Source organism: Edaphobacter lichenicola (assembly GCF_014201315.1).
GTDB classification, from domain to species: Bacteria; Acidobacteriota; Terriglobia; order Terriglobales; family Acidobacteriaceae; genus Edaphobacter; species Edaphobacter lichenicola_B.
In genome coordinates this window covers 39,562-56,335 of sequence record NZ_JACHDY010000007.1, presented here as the reverse complement: position 1 = coordinate 56,335, position 16,774 = coordinate 39,562, and the positions used below count along the sequence as shown (strand labels likewise).

Annotated in this window: 12 protein-coding genes; 9 read left to right on the top strand and 3 right to left on the bottom strand. The window is 58.4% G+C overall.

What is annotated here, in order from left to right; all coding sequences use genetic code 11:
* The first annotated feature begins 4 nt into the window (after positions 1 to 4).
* Positions 5 to 2,581 (top strand): c-type cytochrome, encoded by a 2,577-nt coding sequence (locus HDF09_RS18950; protein WP_311720016.1) that lies wholly within the window; start codon positions 5 to 7, stop codon positions 2,579 to 2,581.
* A 65-nt stretch (positions 2,582 to 2,646) separates the two neighbouring features.
* Entirely contained in the window at positions 2,647 to 3,894 is a 1,248-nt protein-coding gene (locus HDF09_RS18945) for an MFS transporter (RefSeq protein WP_183769157.1), read from the top strand.
* A gap of 192 nt (positions 3,895 to 4,086) precedes the next feature.
* On the opposite strand, the gene HDF09_RS18940 is transcribed toward HDF09_RS18945, so the two are convergent.
* Positions 4,087 to 5,052 carry a sugar phosphate isomerase/epimerase family protein gene (locus tag HDF09_RS18940; protein WP_183769036.1) on the bottom strand — a complete coding sequence of 322 codons (966 nt, stop codon included), beginning with the start codon at positions 5,050 to 5,052 and terminating at the stop codon, positions 4,087 to 4,089.
* A gap of 178 nt (positions 5,053 to 5,230) precedes the next feature.
* Positions 5,231 to 6,589, bottom strand: a complete 1,359-nt coding sequence (locus HDF09_RS18935; RefSeq protein ID WP_183769035.1) for a sugar porter family MFS transporter — start codon at positions 6,587 to 6,589, stop codon at positions 5,231 to 5,233.
* 651 nt (positions 6,590 to 7,240) lie between these two features.
* Between HDF09_RS18935 and HDF09_RS18930 the strand changes: the two genes are divergently transcribed.
* The 4 genes from HDF09_RS18930 to HDF09_RS18915 all read left to right on the top strand — a co-directional run bounded on the left by HDF09_RS18930 (position 7,241) and on the right by HDF09_RS18915 (position 13,461).
* Positions 7,241 to 7,444: a cold-shock protein gene (locus HDF09_RS18930; RefSeq protein ID WP_020712649.1), complete on the top strand. Its 204-nt coding sequence runs from the start codon at positions 7,241 to 7,243 to the stop codon at positions 7,442 to 7,444.
* Positions 7,445 to 7,658: 214 nt separating this feature from the next.
* Entirely contained in the window at positions 7,659 to 8,327 is a 669-nt protein-coding gene (locus HDF09_RS18925) for a hypothetical protein (protein ID WP_183769034.1), read from the top strand.
* 92 nt (positions 8,328 to 8,419) lie between these two features.
* Positions 8,420 to 9,001, top strand: a complete 582-nt coding sequence (locus HDF09_RS18920) for a KdsC family phosphatase (RefSeq protein ID WP_183769033.1) — start codon at positions 8,420 to 8,422, stop codon at positions 8,999 to 9,001.
* A gap of 50 nt (positions 9,002 to 9,051) precedes the next feature.
* Positions 9,052 to 13,461 carry a DEAD/DEAH box helicase gene (locus HDF09_RS18915; RefSeq protein WP_183769032.1) on the top strand — a complete coding sequence of 1,470 codons (4,410 nt, stop codon included), beginning with the start codon at positions 9,052 to 9,054 and terminating at the stop codon, positions 13,459 to 13,461.
* Positions 13,462 to 13,895: 434 nt separating this feature from the next.
* On the opposite strand, the gene HDF09_RS18910 is transcribed toward HDF09_RS18915, so the two are convergent.
* Positions 13,896 to 14,063 (bottom strand): hypothetical protein, encoded by a 168-nt coding sequence (locus HDF09_RS18910; protein ID WP_183769031.1) that lies wholly within the window; start codon positions 14,061 to 14,063, stop codon positions 13,896 to 13,898.
* A gap of 101 nt (positions 14,064 to 14,164) precedes the next feature.
* On the opposite strand from HDF09_RS18910, the gene ndk reads away from it, so the two are divergent.
* The 3 genes from ndk to HDF09_RS18895 all read left to right on the top strand — a co-directional run bounded on the left by ndk (position 14,165) and on the right by HDF09_RS18895 (position 16,738).
* A complete protein-coding gene (gene ndk / locus HDF09_RS18905) occupies positions 14,165 to 14,581 on the top strand; it encodes a nucleoside-diphosphate kinase (RefSeq protein ID WP_183769030.1) in 417 nt (138 codons plus the stop codon).
* Between the two features lie 152 nt (positions 14,582 to 14,733).
* Positions 14,734 to 15,372 (top strand): HAD family hydrolase, encoded by a 639-nt coding sequence (locus HDF09_RS18900; protein ID WP_183769029.1) that lies wholly within the window; start codon positions 14,734 to 14,736, stop codon positions 15,370 to 15,372.
* A 262-nt stretch (positions 15,373 to 15,634) separates the two neighbouring features.
* Positions 15,635 to 16,738: an aldose epimerase family protein gene (locus tag HDF09_RS18895; protein WP_260181802.1), complete on the top strand. Its 1,104-nt coding sequence runs from the start codon at positions 15,635 to 15,637 to the stop codon at positions 16,736 to 16,738.
* The last annotated feature ends 36 nt before the right edge of the window (positions 16,739 to 16,774 follow it).

Here is a 16,774-nt window from a genome sequence, read left to right as displayed (position 1 = left end):
AAACGTGAAGAACTTGCATAATAGCCCGATAAAAACCGTCATCTCGACCGAAGCCGTGCGGCTTCATCGCGCGGCGCAGTGGAGAGACCCCCGTATTTGTCGTTGCCTTTCTTCCTCTTGTGCTCAGACAGCTTCTCAGACGAAGACACGCAGAGCAATCATAGCCACGCTTCTAATCGCAGCTGCCCTCGCCTCATCCCCACTGTCGAACCAGCGCATCTCTGCCGAAACCAGAACAAAGAAGCATCCCGCACGACGCACGGACTGGCCAGTCTACGGCGGTCAAAGCGCAGACGATCACTACTCCGCTCTCCATCAGATCGACCGCACCAACGTCCACAAGCTCAAAGTCGCATGGACCTTCGACACCAAAGAGCCGGGCGGCCTCCAGACCAATCCGCTCATCGTCGGTCGCGTTCTCTTCGGTTTCACCCCAACGCAAACGGTCATCGCGCTCGACGCCGCCACCGGAAAAAATCTCTGGACCTTCAGCACCGGAACCCCCGGCCTCCAACCTACCCGTGGTCTCAGCTACTGGACCGACGGAACCCAAAGCATCCTCTTCGCCGGTCTACTGACCAACCTCTACGCCATCGATCCCGCAACCGGCAAACTCATCTCCACCTTCGGCGACGGTGGAAAGATCGACCTCCGCAAAGACCTCAACGAAAAAGACGTCACTCAATCCTTCGCCGCCCTCACCACGCCAGGCATCGTCTACAAAGACATGATCATCGTCGGCTTCCGCGCGCCTGAGACCGAGCCTGCCCTGCACGGCGACATCCGCGCCTACGACGTCCACACCGGCAAGCTCCGCTGGATCTTCCACACCATCCCCCTTCCCGGCGAACCCGGCTACGAAACCTGGCCCAAAGACGCCTGGAAGGTCACCGGCTCCGCCAACAACTGGACCGGCATGGCCCTCGACGAAAAGCGCGGCATCGTCTACGTCCCTACAGGTTCAGCTGTCAACGACTTCTACGGCTTCGACCGCATCGGCGACGATCTCTACGCCAACACCCTCCTCGCCCTCGACGCCAACACCGGCCAACGCCTCTGGCACTTTCAAGGCGTCCACCACGACATCTGGGACCGCGACTTCCCCTCGCCCCCGTCGCTGGTCACCGTCCGCTCCCACGGCAAACAAATCGACGCCGTAGCCCAAACCACCAAGCAGGGCTACCTCTTCCTCTTCGACCGCACCAACGGCAAGCCGCTCTTCCCCATCGAGGAGCGCGTTTTCCCCGCCTCCACCGCCCCCGGCGAAAAAGCCTCCCCCACTCAGCCCATCCCATCCATCCCCGCGCCCTACGCCCGCCAGCTCCTCACCGCCGACATGCTCACCACCCGCACCCCCGAAGCGCACGCCTGGGCGACCGAGCAGTTCAAATCCTTCATCAGCAACGGCCTCTTCGTCCCCTTCACCGTCGACAAGCAAACCGTAGTCTTCCCCGGCTTCGACGGTGGCGCCGAGTGGGGCGGCTCGGCCGTCGACATCAAAACCGGCGTCATCTACATCAACGCCAACGATATCGTCTGGACCGGCGGCCTCACCGAAAACAAGCCAGGCGGCAGCCTCGGCGCCAACGTCTACCAAAGCCAATGCTCCATCTGCCACGGAGGCGACCGCAAAGGAAGTCCTCCCGCATTCCCCTCTCTCATCGACGAGCGAAAGCATCTCTCCGACGCCCAGATCACCGAGATCATCCACAACGGCAAGGGCCGCATGCCCTCCTTCCCCAACGTCGAAGCCGCCCGCCTCACCGCCGTCCTCGAGTACCTCAAAACCGGCGACACCGGCGGCAGCGCAACAACCTCCGCCCCAAAATCCGCCAACCGCAACGAGATCGCCGGCGCCAAAATCTACGACAAAAACTGCGCCATCTGCCACGGCGACGACCTCCTCGGCGCACCCTCCAACTACCCCGGCCTCCTCGGCGTCCGCCTCCGCCTCACCGACCAGCAGATCCTCGCCAACATCCACGACGGCAAAGGCCGCATGCCCGCCTTCCACAAGCTCACCGCCGCCGACACCGCCGCCCTCCTCCGCTTCCTCGGCGACAGCGCCCCCATCGTCGAATCCGCCGTCACCTCTAACAACTTCTCCAAAAAAGAAGTAGAGTCCGCCCTAGCCCCACCCGGCGGCCTCGCCAAATACCGCTTCACCGGCTACCGCAAATTCCTCGACCCCGACGGCTACCCCGCCGTCCAGCCACCCTGGGGCACTCTCAACGCCATCGACCTCAACACCGGCCGCTACCTCTGGAAGATCCCCCTCGGCAACTATCCCGAGCTCGCCGCCAAGGGCCTCAAAGACACCGGCACCGAAAACTACGGCGGTCCCATCGTCACCGCCAGCGGCATCGTCTTCATCGCCGCCACCAACTTCGACCACACCCTCCGCGCCTTCGACAGCCGCACCGGCACCCTCCTCTGGCAAGGCGACCTCCCCTACGCCGGCAACGCCACCCCTGCCACCTACATGGTCGACGGCCGCCAGTACGTCGTCATCGCCACCAGCAACGCCCGCAACCCCAAAGGCCCTCAGGGAGCAGCCTACGTAGCATTCGCGTTACCCTAACCCAAGCAGCGGAACAAGCAGCGAAATAAGCAGCGAAGCAAGAAGGGAACTCAACCAACGTGAACATGCAGATCCGTGTACGACTCGGCGCAATGATGTTCCTCGAGTACTTCATCTGGGGAGCGTGGTATGTCACCGTTGGCACCTGGCTCGCCTCCTCCCTCCACTTCACCGGCCAGCAGATCGGCCTAGCCGCCGGCACCACCGCCGTCGGAGCCATGATCGCTCCCTTCTTCGTCGGCCTCATCGCCGACAAGCTCTTCGCCACCCAGCGCGTCCTAGCCGGACTCCATCTCCTCGGCGGCATCCTCCTCTTCCTCGCCTCGCAACAGATCGTCTTCAGCGCTATCTACCCGCTGCTCCTCCTCTACTGCCTCTGCTTCATGCCCACTCTCGCCCTCACCAACTCGCTAGCCTTCCGCCAAATGTCCGACCCCAAGCTCGAGTTCGGCCCCATCCGCGTCCTCGGCACCGCTGGTTGGATCACAGCCGGCCTCCTCGTAGGCACCCTCCGCCTCGAAGCCACCGCGCGCCCCCTCCAACTAGCCGCCGCCCTCTCCATCCTCATGGCCCTCTACTGCCTCACCCTCCCCGACACCCCACCCCTCGCCCGCGAAGGCCGCTTCTCCCTCTCCAGCATCTTCCCCCGCGAAGCCATCGCTCTCCTCCACGAGCGCTCCATGGCCATCTTCGCCATCGCCTCCTTCCTCATCTGCATCCCGCTGCAGTTCTACTACGCCTTCACCAACCTCTTCCTCAACGAGTCAGGCGTCCACAACGCCGCAGGCAAGATGACCGGCGGCCAGATGTCCGAGCTCTTCTGCATGCTTCTCATCCCCTGGTTCTTCCGCCGTCTCGGTGTCAAGTACATGCTCGTCGCGGGCATGTCCGCCTGGGTCCTCCGCTATCTCCTCTTCGCCTACGGCAACGCCGACACCAAGGTCTGGATGTTCTGGTTCGGCATCCTTCTCCACGGCATCTGCTACGACTTCTTCTTCGTCACCGGCCAGATCTACATCGACCGCAAGGCATCCCACGCGCTACGAGCCGCAGCCCAGGGACTCATTACCTTCATCACCTATGGCGCGGGCATGTTCGTAGGCTCCTGGCTCTCTGGAGCAGTGGTAGAGCGCTACACCACAACATCAGCAACCGGAGCAACGATTCATTCGTGGCAATCGATCTGGATTGTCGCTGCCTCTGCATCAGCCGCAGTCCTCGTGCTCTTCCTACTCACCTTCACCGACAAGGAAAGCTCACCAGTCACAGCAGCAGAAAGCGCAGGCGCAACCCCGATCGAAGCGCCTCTCTAAAAAAATGTCCTGCCGGACGGGCCTCCTGCGCGGAGGGCGGGCGTTCGCACGCCTTTTTAGAGCTTCGCATGGTCCTCCCGTTGGTCGGCATAATCTTCCCTCGCGACCAACGGGAGCGCCAACCGAAGGGGTATACAAGTCACGAAGTGACCGCCCTCCGCGCAGGAGGCCCGTCCGGCAGGACACTATCTTTTAAGCCCACCAGGCCTCCACCGGAGGCTCCTTCAACAACACGCGCGACAACATCCCAATGGCAGAAGACAACCCCTCCTGCGTCGAAGCCAGAGCATCCTCATGCTCAATGCTCATCACATAGTCGTATCCAGCAAGCCGCAACGCTGAAGCAATCCTCTTCCACTCCAACTCACCATGCCCCCACCCAACCGACCGAAACAACCACGACCTCTTCGCCATCTCACGATAACTCTTCGTATCCAGCACCCCATTCACATCACGCATCGCCGCATTGATCGCCACATCTTTCGCATGAAAGTGAAAGATCGCCTCCCCCAGCGCACCAATCGCCGCAGGAATATCGATCCCCTGCCACCAAAGATGACTCGGATCCAGATTGATCCCAACAGAACTACCCACAGCCGCACGCAGCTTCAAAACAGTCTCAGGGTTATACACACAAAACCCCGGATGAGCCTCCAGCGCCACCTTCACCCCAGCATCCTTCGCAAACTGAGCCGCACCCTTCCAGTAGGGAATCAGCCGCTCCTCCCACTGCCAGGCCAGCGCCTCCGAAAACTCCGGAGGCCAGGCCGCAGTAATCCAGTTCGGCGTCACATCCTGCGCCGACCCACCGGGGCATCCAGAGAATGTAACCACCACAGGCACATGAATCTGCTCGGCCAACCTGACCGTCTTGCGCAGCAGCTCATCGTCGCGCCCCGCAATCTCTCTCTTAGGATGGACAGGGTTCCCATGGCACGATAGCGCACTGATCGTCAGCCCCGCATCCTCCAGCTTCGAACGAAACGCACGCGCCGCCTCCTTACTCGCAAGCATCCCCTCCAGATCCAGATGGCTGCTCCCCGGCCATCCGCCACTCCCAATCTCCAGCGCCTCAATCTGCGGATACTTCTTCAACTCCGCCAGCAGAGCATCCAGCGACAACCCATTGAATATCGGCGTAAACAACCCTAACCGCATCGTCCAATCTCCTTAACCCAAAAAGTCACAACTCCCCGCCAATTCCTCATAAAGCGTCATCTCGACCGAAGTCGCGCAGTCTCATCGCGCGACGTAGTGGAGAGACCCCCGTATTTGTATTTGTTGTTGCCTCTCTGGTTGTCATCCCCGAAGGGGATCTGCGTTTGCATTCGCAAGCTCACACCGCAGGCTTCACCTTCTCATGCAAATGCTTCTGCATCGACTCCAGCGTAAACCCCTTCGTCTCCGGATACACAAACAGCACCACCAGGAACTGCACCACCATCATCGCCGCAAAAAAGAAAAACGGAATCGACCGCGAATATCGAGCCAGCACCGGAAAGATACTCGCAATCAGCGCATTCGTAATCCAGTGCGCCGACGAGCCCAGGCTCTGCCCCTTCGACCGAACACTCGTCGGAAACACCTCGCTGATATAAACCCAGATCACCGCCCCCTGCGAGAAGGCGAAGCTGACAATATAAGCAATCAACACCACCAGCAGAAACTGCTGATGCGACTGAGTCTGGAAGATCATCGCCGCAGCCAGAAGGCAAACCCCGCAACCCACCGCCCCCACCAGCAGCAGCTTCTTGCGTCCCACCTTATCGATCAGAGAAACCCCAGCCAGCGTCGCCACCAGGTTCATCGCCCCAATCGCCACCGCCTGAAGATCGCTCGATACCCGGCTGAACCCGGCACTGGCAAAGATATCGTTCAGGTAGTAAAGAATCGCGTTGATCCCCGTTAGTTGATTGAACATCCCAATCGAAATCGCCAGAAAGATCGGCAGACGGTTCTGCGCAGAGAATAACTTCGTGGCCGACTCCAGCCGCTCCTGCCGAATCGACTCGATAATCTCCTGCACCTCCGCCTCCGAATCAGGCGAACCCATCCGCTGCAGCGTCAGCGTAGCCTCCGCAATCCGGTTCTGCGTAATCAACCACCGCGAGCTCTGAGGAACACTCAGCAGCATGATCAAAAACAGCGCCGCCGGAACAAACGCCACTCCAATCTGCACCCTCCACTCAATCGCCCCCAACCCAAAGTGCGCCACAATCGCATTCGAGAGATACGCCAGCAGAATTCCAACCACCACGTTAATCTGAAACAGACCCACCATCCGCCCGCGCCACTTCGCCGGCGAAAGCTCCGCAATATAAACCGGCCCCAGCACCGACGAGCCGCCAATCCCCAGCCCGCCAAGAAACCGGAAGAACAAAAACATGGTCCAGCTACCCGCCAGCGCACAGCCAAGCGCCGAGATCACGTACAGCACCGCCATCCATCGCAGCGCCTTGCGGCTGCCCAGCTTCTGGCCCATGGCGCCGCTGCCCATCGCCCCAATCACCGTCCCCCACAGCGCAATCGAAACCGTAAAGCCAAGATTCGCCGGCGACAGCTGATACTTGTCCGTCAGTGCATGGGTAATTCCAGCGATCACAGCCGTGTCGAAGCCAAACAGCAGGCCGCCCAGCGCACCAGTGATAGCACTCCTGGCCAGAAGAAATACAGAACTCGATTTTGTGGTCGTCATAAGGACAATGCCTATCCTAGCCTCTGAAACCCGGAAACGACCAAGTCTCGACCGGCCAAATTTCACGCCCAAAGAAAAATCAAAAAAATCTTCGCCAAACTTGGCGTATGAGTTATCTCCAGTTCGTTACAATTAAAAGAGAGATCAGGTAAAAGAGTTCAAAGAGAGCTCGAGTAAGAGTAAGTCAAAGAGAGATCAGGTCCCAGGGGCTGCCAGCGGCGAGAGCTGCGGCAGCCCTTGGCCTTTAACTGTCCACAACGCACCACGAACTCACCACGAAAGGCCAGCAATCCACCACGATGAAGCAGTCTCCACGAAGACCCTCGAAGCCCGAAATTATGAAAAATTAAACGAAACCAACCTCTAACCCACACAAAATAAATATTTTGTGCACAACCCACTTGAATGCAATAGTTTAGCGACACACCCTGCCGCTAAACCAAAGCATCCATTGCACTTGTCCCTAAAATACCCCAAGGGGGGAGGGGGGGAGGGGGTACCCCACCCCTCAAAATCACTCCAGTCAACCCCAACCGACCTGCTTCCGCCTCTTTCTGAAGAAACCTGTAACCTTATTGATTGAAAATCGCTCACATCCTGCTACGCTTATAAGTAACGGCGAAATATCGCCTTACGAAAGCAGGACGCATCATGGCAAACGGTACAGTGAAATGGTTCAACGACGCAAAAGGTTTTGGCTTCATCACCCCGGAAGACGGTGGAGAGGATCTCTTCGCGCACTACTCTGCAATTAACTCCAGCGGCTTCAAGTCCCTCCAGGAAGGCCAGCGCGTAACGTTTGACATCACCACTGGCCCCAAGGGCAAGCAGGCTGCAAACATCCAGCCCGCCTAATCCACCCCCTCTCCGCGGAAAAGCTGCAGAACCAGGCAGGCACCTCCGCGTCCAACAAAGTTACAAAAGGGTTGCGATGGTCGCCAGGCGTCCATCGCAACCCTTCGCAACTTACCCTCCACCCCCGCCACGCACCCTACAACTATCGAGTCATTCTGTACCTCCTTGGTAACTGCTAAGTTACCTGCACTGCGACCCAGCAGGAGGTCTCCCCATGACTCGAATGCAGCAAATCTCCCTCCTCCTAGCCCTCACCTCCCCAACCGTCCTCTTTGCCGCAAGCGTCCCCCAGACCATCCTTCCCGATAACGTAATCACCTGCCAGCCCAACGCAAACTGCTTCAGCAAGAAGCTCTACGGTCGAAACTATAAGGTGATCAACTCCCCGCGCTTCACCGTAATGATCTCCGTCTCGCAAGAGGGTCCCTACACCCGCGCCGATGTCAGCATCGCCAACAATACCGTCCTGCCCCAGAATGTGACCCCCGAGGACTTCCGCGTCGAGGTCGTCACGCCCAAGCCCAAAGTCCTCCTGTATGTCCCACCCAGCGACCTGAAGGACCTCCCTTCCTCATCCCCGGCCCCGCAGCCGCCGACATCTCCTACCCCCCAGCGTGGCTCCTCCCTGCTCCCCCGACAAACCGCCGCCTTGATCGGGGCGGACGCCTCACAAGCCCCCAATGCCGACCAATCTGACCCGGAAGCAAAATCTAAAACGGCCGAGCAGGTCGCAAGCGAACATCCTCTCGAGGCAACCTCTCTATCTCCTAACGAAGTTGCTCGTGGACGGGTCTACTTCGAGCGTGTCAAACATGAGCAACTCGTAAATATCGTCCTGCCCATAGCTGGTCTCGTATTCGAATTTCCTTACAACATGAGATAGGCCGGAAGCTGATCTCTCCTACAGCGTCTCAGGAACAACTGCAGGAAGCCTGCGGTCCCCGCCTTACGGGGGCTGTCAGGCTATGATCAAGCATGACCGCCGAAGCCCGAGCTAAAAATATCAAAGTCCTTATCTTCGATGTGGATGGAGTCTTAACCGATGGACAGATCTTCGTCATTCCAAACTCAGAAGGCCACGGAATCGAAGCAAAAGGTTTCTCTGCACACGACGGGCTTGGAATCTCTCTAGGGCGTCTCGGCGGCCTCCGCATCGGAATCATCACCAAACGCCAGTCACAGACGGTAGCCATCCGCGCTAAGGACTTGAAGTTAGAGTTCATCTACCAGGGCCAATCTCACAAGATGAACGCGATCAATGAAATCCTAGAGAAGACCGGCTACACGCTCGACCAGCTTGCCTATGTTGGGGACGACATTATCGATCTTCCGGTCATGCGCCGCTGTGGTCTCGCCATTGCCACCGCCAATGCTCGCCAGCAGGTAAAATCGGCAGCGCACTATGTTACCGCGAATGCCGGCGGCTTCGGAGCCGGTCGCGATGCCATTGACTTTATCCTCTCGGCCCAGGGCACTCTTGAAAAAGTGATCGAGCAGTATCTCGACGAATCGAGTACTGCTGCCGCCGCTTCCGACGTCGGTACCGGCAACATGTAGATAACAAAGAGGCGAAGAAAGAACGAATAAAACCGCGCTACAATCAGCGAATGTCGCTGGAAGTTCCACAATCACTCGCTTGGGCTCACCCTGTCACGGCCGAGTGGTTTCTATCCAAATTCGGCAGCCCTACCGAGCCGCAGACTTACGGTTGGCCAGGCATTCTCGATGGCAATGCCACACTCATCTCAGCTCCAACCGGCTCAGGCAAAACCCTCGCAGCGTTCTTAGTCTGTATCGATCACCTCCTCCGGCAATCGATCTCAGGCCGGCTGGCGCCCTGCACGCAGGTTCTGTACATTAGCCCCCTCAAGGCCCTCTCCAACGACATCCAGAAAAATCTCGATGCACCCCTCGCCGAGATCCAGCAACTGGCAATGCAGCGCGGGTACCTTTGTCCTGAAATCCGCACCGGCGTCCGGACAGGCGACACGCTTCCAAAAGAGCGCGCTGCCATGCTCCGCAACCCGCCTCACATTCTCGTCACTACACCCGAATCCCTCTATATCCTTCTTACCGCCGGCAAGAGCAGGGAACACCTCCGCCGTGTTCAAACCGTCATCGTCGACGAGATCCACGCAGTAGCCGACGACAAACGCGGTGCCCATCTGGCTCTTTCCCTCGAGCGTCTCGACGCTCTTGTCACAGGTGAAAATCGTCTCAGCCCCGGTCAGTTCCTCACTGGCCTCGCTGCGGCACCACAAAGGATTGGCCTCTCCGCCACGCAGAATCCGATTGAACTGGTGGCCAGCTTTCTCACTGGCAGCCACGAAGATCGCAAACCTGCCACTATCGTGCAGGTAGGTCAGTGCCGCGAGCTCGACATCGCGATTGAAGTCCCAAGTGACGAGCTTAGTTCCGTTACCAACAGCGGCATGTGGGAAGAGATCTTCGACAAGCTTGCTGCCCATGCACAGAATCACCGCTCTACCCTGGTCTTCGTCAATACCCGCCGCCTAGTCGAGAAGATTGCCTTTGAACTCGCTACCCGTCTTTGCCCCGAACACGTAGCGGCACATCACGGCTCACTCTCCCGCACCCTCCGGCTCGACGCCGAGCAGCGCCTCAAGCATGGCGAGATCAAAATTTTGATAGCCACCGCGTCCCTGGAGCTCGGTATCGATATCGGCGACATAGACCTGGTCTGCCAGATCACTACGACCCGGTCGGTAGCCGTTGCCATGCAGCGTGTGGGGCGTGCAGGCCACTGGCGTGGTGCAACTCCGAAAGGGAGATTCTTCGCGACCACACGTGATGACCTTCTCGAACAAGCTGCCCTCATCAGGAAGATGCGTGCCGGAGAACTGGATCAGTTACAAATTCCGCCACAGCCCGCCGACGTTCTCATGCAGCAGATCGTCGCTGCCTGCGGGGCCGAGCCTTGGGAAGAAGACGCCCTCTACAACATTCTTCGCCGAGCGTATCCTTATCGCAACCTCACCCGCGAAGCCTTCAACGATCTCCTCACCCTTCTCACCGATGGCATCGAATCTACCCGCGGCCGCTATGGTGCCTATCTCCTTCGCGACGAAGTCCAACACCATCTCCATCCACGTCGTGGTGCTCGCATGATCGCCATCTCAAACGGTGGTGCCATCCCCGACACGGCGCTCTACAGCGTCATCCTCCAGCCGGAAGGCGTTCAGATTGCCACTCTGGATGAGCACTTCGCCGTCGATTCCAGCCCCGGCGATGTCGTTCTTTTGGGCACCTCAAGCTGGCGTATCCAGCGCGTCGAAGCCACTGGTCGCGTCCTCGTCGAAGACGCCCACGGCGCACCTCCCAGCTTGCCGTTCTGGGAGGGCGAAGCCCCGCAACGAACCGCTGTCCTCTCGAATGGAGTAGGCGAGCTACGCGAACAAATCTCCGCTCTCACTCCTAACGTGGTCCCGGGCTACCTGTCTCCCGCCCAGCCAGAGGTCACCGCCGCCGCCGCATGGCTCATGCAGCAGTGCGGTGTCTGCGCCAGCGGAGCCCAGCAACTTATCGCCTACATCGTCGCCGGTCGCGCTGCACTTGGTGCCGTTCCATCCAAAACCACCATCATCGCCGAACGCTTCTTCGACGACGGTGGCGGCATGCAACTCATCCTTCATGCTCCCTTCGGTGGCCGCATCAACAAAGCCTGGGGGCTGGCCCTGCGCAAACGTTTCTGCCGTGGCTTTAACTTCGAGCTTCAAGCCGCAGCCACCGACAATGGCATTAACATCTCTCTCGCCGAGCAACACAGCTTTCCCCTCGCCGATGTCTTCCAGTTCCTCACCGAACACACAGCGAAGGAGCTTCTGGAGCAAGCCTCTATCGCGTCCCCCATCTTCAAAAACCGCTGGCGATGGGCCGCCGGCCGCAGCCTGCAGCTTCTCCGTTTCTCAAAGGGCAAACGCATCGCCCCACAGATCCAGCGCACTCGTTCCGAAGATCTCATGGCCTCGGTCTTCCCACAGGCCGCGGCCTGCTTCGAGACCATTGTCGGAGATATTCAGATTCCCAACCATCCACTGGTCAACGAGGTGATGCAGGACGTCCTCCAGGAGGCGATGGACCTGGAAGGACTCATCGAACTTCTTCGCGGGATCAAGGAAGGCGCCATCCGTTGCGTGGCGGTTGATACTCCAACTCCCTCCCAGTTCGCGCATGAACTCCTCAACGCCAATCCCTACGCTTATCTGGATGAAGCTGGTCTCGAAGCGCGTCGCGCCCGCGCTACCTCACTCGGCCGCAACCTTCCGGACCAACCCGGCAAGCTGGACCAAGCCGCCATTACAGCCATTCGTAAAGAGATTTGGCCGGATCTCCGCAACGAGCACGAACTCCATGATCTTTTGCATTCGCTCATAGTCTTACCGTTGCACGCGATCGGTACAGCTGAATCCAACGACTGGCAGATTTTTTACGACCGGCTTGCACGCTCAGGCCGCGTCCACACGATCGACTGCGGCGGAAACCTGGGCTGGGTTGCTACCGAACGATTGTCTTATGTCGACGCGTTGTGGCAAAGTGCGTCTAATCGAACCAATTCCGTTACAAAAGAAGAAGCCCTGCAGAAGTTAGTTCAGGGATGGTTACAAATCTCAGGACCCATCACCGCCATCGCTCTCGGCCGCACCGTCACCCTCGAGCCGGCGGCGATCTTTCCAGCCTTCCTCGCGATGGAGATGCAAGGTCTCCTCATGCGTGGAGCCTTCGAGTACCCCGCACCATCTGCAGCGCCATCAACCGGAGCAGATTCAAGCCACAATATCGAGTGGTGCGAACGCCGCATTCTCCAGCGTATCCACCGTCGCACCGTCGCCACTCTCCGTAAGCAGGTCGAGCCTGTCACTCCTGCGGTCTATATGCGCTGGCTGCTCAACTGGCAGCATCTGGCCCCGCAAACCCAGCTCTCCGGCGAAGAGGGCGTCTTCGAAGCTCTTCGTCAACTAGAGGGCTTTGAAGCTCCTGCCGTCGAGTGGGAGCGCACCCTCCTTCCCTCCCGCGTCGCCCACTATGACCCCCGCTGGCTCGATGCCCTCTGTCTCTCTGGAGCCGTAGGTTGGGGGCGCATCTCACCTCACTCAGCGTGGTCTGCAGGGGATGGAGCCTCCCCGCGCCGGGTCATTCCCACCAACGCTGCACCCGTCACCTTCTACATCCGCGAGACTGCAGACTGGCTTCCTTACGCACTGGCTCAACAGTGCGTTGAAGAGGACAAGCTGGCCGCGGCACTCAGCCCCGCAGCTCTGCAGGTTCGAACATTGCTTCAGCAGCGTGGCGCCTGCTTCGCCAACGATATTCAGCGCATCGCGAATCTCACCCGGCAGCAAACCCAGCAAGCTCTGTGGGAGCTCGCCACCGCGGGCCTTGCAGCTGCAGACGGCTTCGACCAGCTTCGCGCCTGCATGGGTCCCCGTCGCAAATCCATTACCACCGAGACCTCTGCCAGACGTACGGCACGCAGCTCGGCTGGCAGATGGTCGCTGCTCAACGCAGAGCTTCACGCGGCGCCGACAGCGATCGAGCAGGCACACCGCACCGAAGCCGCTCTGGAATCCTTTGCCCGCCAACTTCTCAATCGTTACGGCGTTCTATTTCGCGACCTGCTCCTCTGCGAATCCAACGCCCCCAGATGGCGCGATCTTCTCCAGATCCTTCGTCGTCTCGAAGCCCGCGGTGAGATCCGCGGTGGCCGGTTCCTGTCCGGCTTTGGCGGCGAGCAATATGCACTCCCCGAGGCCGTCGAGTCCCTCCGCACCTCCCGCAGCCGCGAGTGCAGCGCGATCATCGCCGTAGCCGCTGCCGACCCGATGAACCTCGTCGGCGTCGTGATCCCAGGGGATCGTGTTCCTGCCGTTCCTGGTAGACAGGTCCTTTATTCCAACGGCAGGCTGCACTCGGAGACTTCCGATGACAGGGCTGTCGACTTGGCCATGGGCGTCCCACCCTATGTGTCGCCTGGCCAGCCAATCTCCCCCTTGTTCTGAGCGAGTTTTCCTGCCTAGGAGGGTACCCCCCCCCCCCTATTACCGGAGAGTAAGTCGTTATTTATCAATGGCTTACGAGGGGGTATAGGCTCGCAAAAATAACATTCTAAAAGGGGTTACTTCTAAATTCTGCCAAGCAAAGGGGTTACGCTCTTTCGTTGCTTCCAAAGCTGTATAACACCCTGAAGACTTCTGGCTGCTTTTCCCTATTTATCCAGTATATCGAATGGACTCTAACTGATACGCCAAGCGGATGTGTATGATTACATTTACTTTACAGGGTTCGAGGGGTTGACAATCGAAAGCGGGCGCGAAAGACCCTCCAGGAGTGGCAGAGGAAAGGTGAAAGGGCTCTGCTCACGAGAGCAAAGCTATGGGTTGCTGCTGCTCCTAGCAACGAAAAGGACCGCATGCTTCCTCAAGCGCCCTCTTCCTCAGATCTGACGGCGATAAAAAAGTCCGGCGGTGAAGAACACAATAGCGACCATAATGGCGAGCCGGGCATGAACGATGTTATGTAGACGCAGGCTGAGCAGCGCGTCCGCGAGCCACGCGGCAAAGCCCAGAAACCATATCCACGCTGTCTTTTGGAAGATCCGCATGCAGCCATGCTCCCGGGAGAAGTTGCGGCCAGGGTCGAACGGGCGAGGTTCGCTGGCCTTGTTCTACACTAAGCAGTAGAGACGCACCTAGGAGAAATACGTTGTCACAACGCACATTCAGCATCATCAAGCCGGACGCCGTCCGTAAGGGCTACTCCGCAGCTATCCTCGCCGAGATTGAAAAGGCAGGATTTAAGATCGTTTCGATCAAACGGCTTTCGATCTCAAAGGCACAGGCCGAAGGCTTCTACCACGTCCATGCAACTCGGCCATTCTTCGGCGAACTGACGGAGTTCATGTCGAGCGGACCCATCTTTCCGATGGTGCTCGAGAAGGATAACGCGATTGCCGACCTCCGTAAGCTGATGGGCGCGACCAACCCGGCCCAGGCTGAGGACGGAACCATCCGCAAGAAGTTTGCCGCCTCGATTGGAGAAAATGCCATTCATGGTTCGGATGCCGAGGATACCGCGGCGTTTGAGATCGGGTACTTTTTCCCCGGTTACGAGCTGAAATAGTTTGGTTGATTCGGGACCAGTCGGCGGCGGGCGCAATCAGAGTGTTCTGGTCGCGCCCGTCGCCTGTGATCCTTAAGTCGTCAAGAGCATTCGTCAAGAGCAGCCGTCGCGTTCGCTGCCCCGCAGAAGGATAGACGGAGAAGGACAGATTGATGGGAGTTGTAGCGCCGCAGATGAAGTTGCCGAAGGGACCCTTCAAGGCTTACTTGTTCGATTGTGATGGGACGATTGTTGACTCGATGCCGCTGCACTACGTTGCGTGGAAAAGAGTCCTTGCGGAGTGGAACTGCGAGTTTGGAGAGCAGACATTCTATGCGTGGGGTGGAATGCCGGTAGCTGAGATCATCTCCACCTTGAATGTGCGGGACGGTCTTACGATGCCAGTGGAAGAGATAGCAAAGCGCAAGGAAGCGCTATATTTCGAGATTCTCCCAGAGCTAAAGGCTGTCCCGGAGGTGCTGGAGCATATTGAGTTCAGCCACGGACATATCCCGTTTGCAGTGGTGTCGGGGAGTACCCGGGACTCTGTGACGGCCTCGCTGGATGTGCTGAGGCTCCTGGATAAATTTGAAACGCTGGTCTGCGCGGGGGACTATGAGCGAAGCAAACCTGACCCAGAGCCGTTTCTGATTGCGGCGAAGCGGTTGGGAGTGAAGCCGGAAGACTGCCTTGTCTTTGAAGACACGGAGATGGGGATTCAGGCCGCTACGGCGGCTGGGATGGCATCAGTGAAGATCTTGCAGCCATGGGAGCGCGAGAAGGCTCTTGTGGTTGAGTCGGCCATCGATTAGGTAACTCTCAAAGTGTTTTGCGAAAGTTGACACATCGTTCGACGATCTCGACGCTGAGTGCTTCGTGAGCTCTCTGTGAGCTTGTGGAATCGGCCCGGATGCCCGATGCTGTCTCCTTCCTGCAGTTGATTCGATGCCTCATCGTGTCGCTGTTTCGCAGGGCTTCACGTATAGTGGCGGAGGCCGCTGGAGCGAACTATATTGCGCTGCAAACAGACCGCATAGAGGATGCCAGGCAGGAAAAATGACGAGGAGAATGACGATGAGATGGCTAAAGATTATGCTGCTTAGCATGACAACTGCGATGGCGGCACACGGCTCGGTAACGAAGACTCCATTTGGAACAACCCCGGATGGCACGGCAGTGGATCTTTACACGCTGAAGAGCGAAGGGATTGAGGCAAGCATTATGACCTTCGGAGCTCGCGTGGTTTCGATCAAGACGCCGGATCGCGACGGAAAAATCGCCGATGTGGTGCTTGGCTACAGCGCGCTGGACGGTTATCTTGCGGATAAGTCGACCTACTTTGGCGCGATCGTGGGGCGATATGGGAATCGCATTGCGTTCGGAAAGTTTTCACTGGATGGCAATCAGTATCAGATCCCAACGAACAATGGCGCCAACTCGCTGCATGGTGGCACCGTCGGTTTCGATCGCCTGGTGTGGAAGGGGCGAGCCATTGCAGATGGAGTGGAGATGACGTTGGTGAGCAAGGACGGCGATCAGGGATATCCAGGAACGCTGACGGTACACGTGCGATACACGGTTCATCACGGCGCATTGCGCATCGACTATAGCTCCTCGACCGATAAAGACACGGTCCTTAATCTCACCAATCACTCGTACTTCAACCTTTCAGGCGATCCGAAGAAGACCATTCTTGACGAGCAGATTATGATTCCGGCAGACCAGTACACGCCAGTGAATCCGGTCCAGATCCCTACGGGGGAGCTGGCTTCGGTAGAGGGCACACCGTTTGATTTTCGTAAGTCTACGGTTATTGGTGCACGGATCAACGAAGACAATGAACAGTTGAAGATCGGCGGCGGCTATGACCATAACTGGGTGCTGCGCGGCAAGAATGGGGAAGTGAAGACAGCGGCTCGAGTCTACGATCCTGCGAGCGGACGTGTTTTGACTGTGACGACAACCGAGCCGGGAGTTCAGTTTTATACCGGCAATTCACTCAATGGTGCGGCGTATGGCAGCGCGCAGCAGAGCAATGCGAAGAACACCGCGCTCTGTCTCGAGACGCAGCACTTTCCCGATTCACCGAATCATCCTTCCTTTCCCACCACGGAGTTGAAGCCGGGCGAGGTGCTTCACAGCACGACGACCTTTACTTTTTCTACGCAAACCAAATAACGATTCGCCCCAACGCGGCGTGTACTCTTCCGCCGC

Excerpts from the sequence above, each read along its gene's own strand:
- HDF09_RS18925 (WP_183769034.1), top strand. The coding sequence starts at position 7,659 with ATGACTCGAATGCAGCAAATCTCCCTCCTCCTAGCCCTCACCTCCCCA.
- HDF09_RS18940 (WP_183769036.1), bottom strand. The coding sequence starts at position 5,052 with ATGCGGTTAGGGTTGTTTACGCCGATATTCAATGGGTTGTCGCTGGAT.
- HDF09_RS18895 (WP_260181802.1), top strand. The coding sequence starts at position 15,635 with ATGAGATGGCTAAAGATTATGCTGCTTAGCATGACAACTGCGATGGCG.
- HDF09_RS18945 (WP_183769157.1), top strand. The coding sequence starts at position 2,647 with ATGCAGATCCGTGTACGACTCGGCGCAATGATGTTCCTCGAGTACTTC.
- HDF09_RS18930 (WP_020712649.1), top strand. The coding sequence starts at position 7,241 with ATGGCAAACGGTACAGTGAAATGGTTCAACGACGCAAAAGGTTTTGGC.
- HDF09_RS18920 (WP_183769033.1), top strand. The coding sequence starts at position 8,420 with ATGACCGCCGAAGCCCGAGCTAAAAATATCAAAGTCCTTATCTTCGAT.
- HDF09_RS18915 (WP_183769032.1), top strand. The coding sequence starts at position 9,052 with ATGTCGCTGGAAGTTCCACAATCACTCGCTTGGGCTCACCCTGTCACG.
- HDF09_RS18910 (WP_183769031.1), bottom strand. The coding sequence starts at position 14,063 with ATGCGGATCTTCCAAAAGACAGCGTGGATATGGTTTCTGGGCTTTGCC.
- HDF09_RS18935 (WP_183769035.1), bottom strand. The coding sequence starts at position 6,589 with ATGACGACCACAAAATCGAGTTCTGTATTTCTTCTGGCCAGGAGTGCT.
- HDF09_RS18900 (WP_183769029.1), top strand. The coding sequence starts at position 14,734 with ATGGGAGTTGTAGCGCCGCAGATGAAGTTGCCGAAGGGACCCTTCAAG.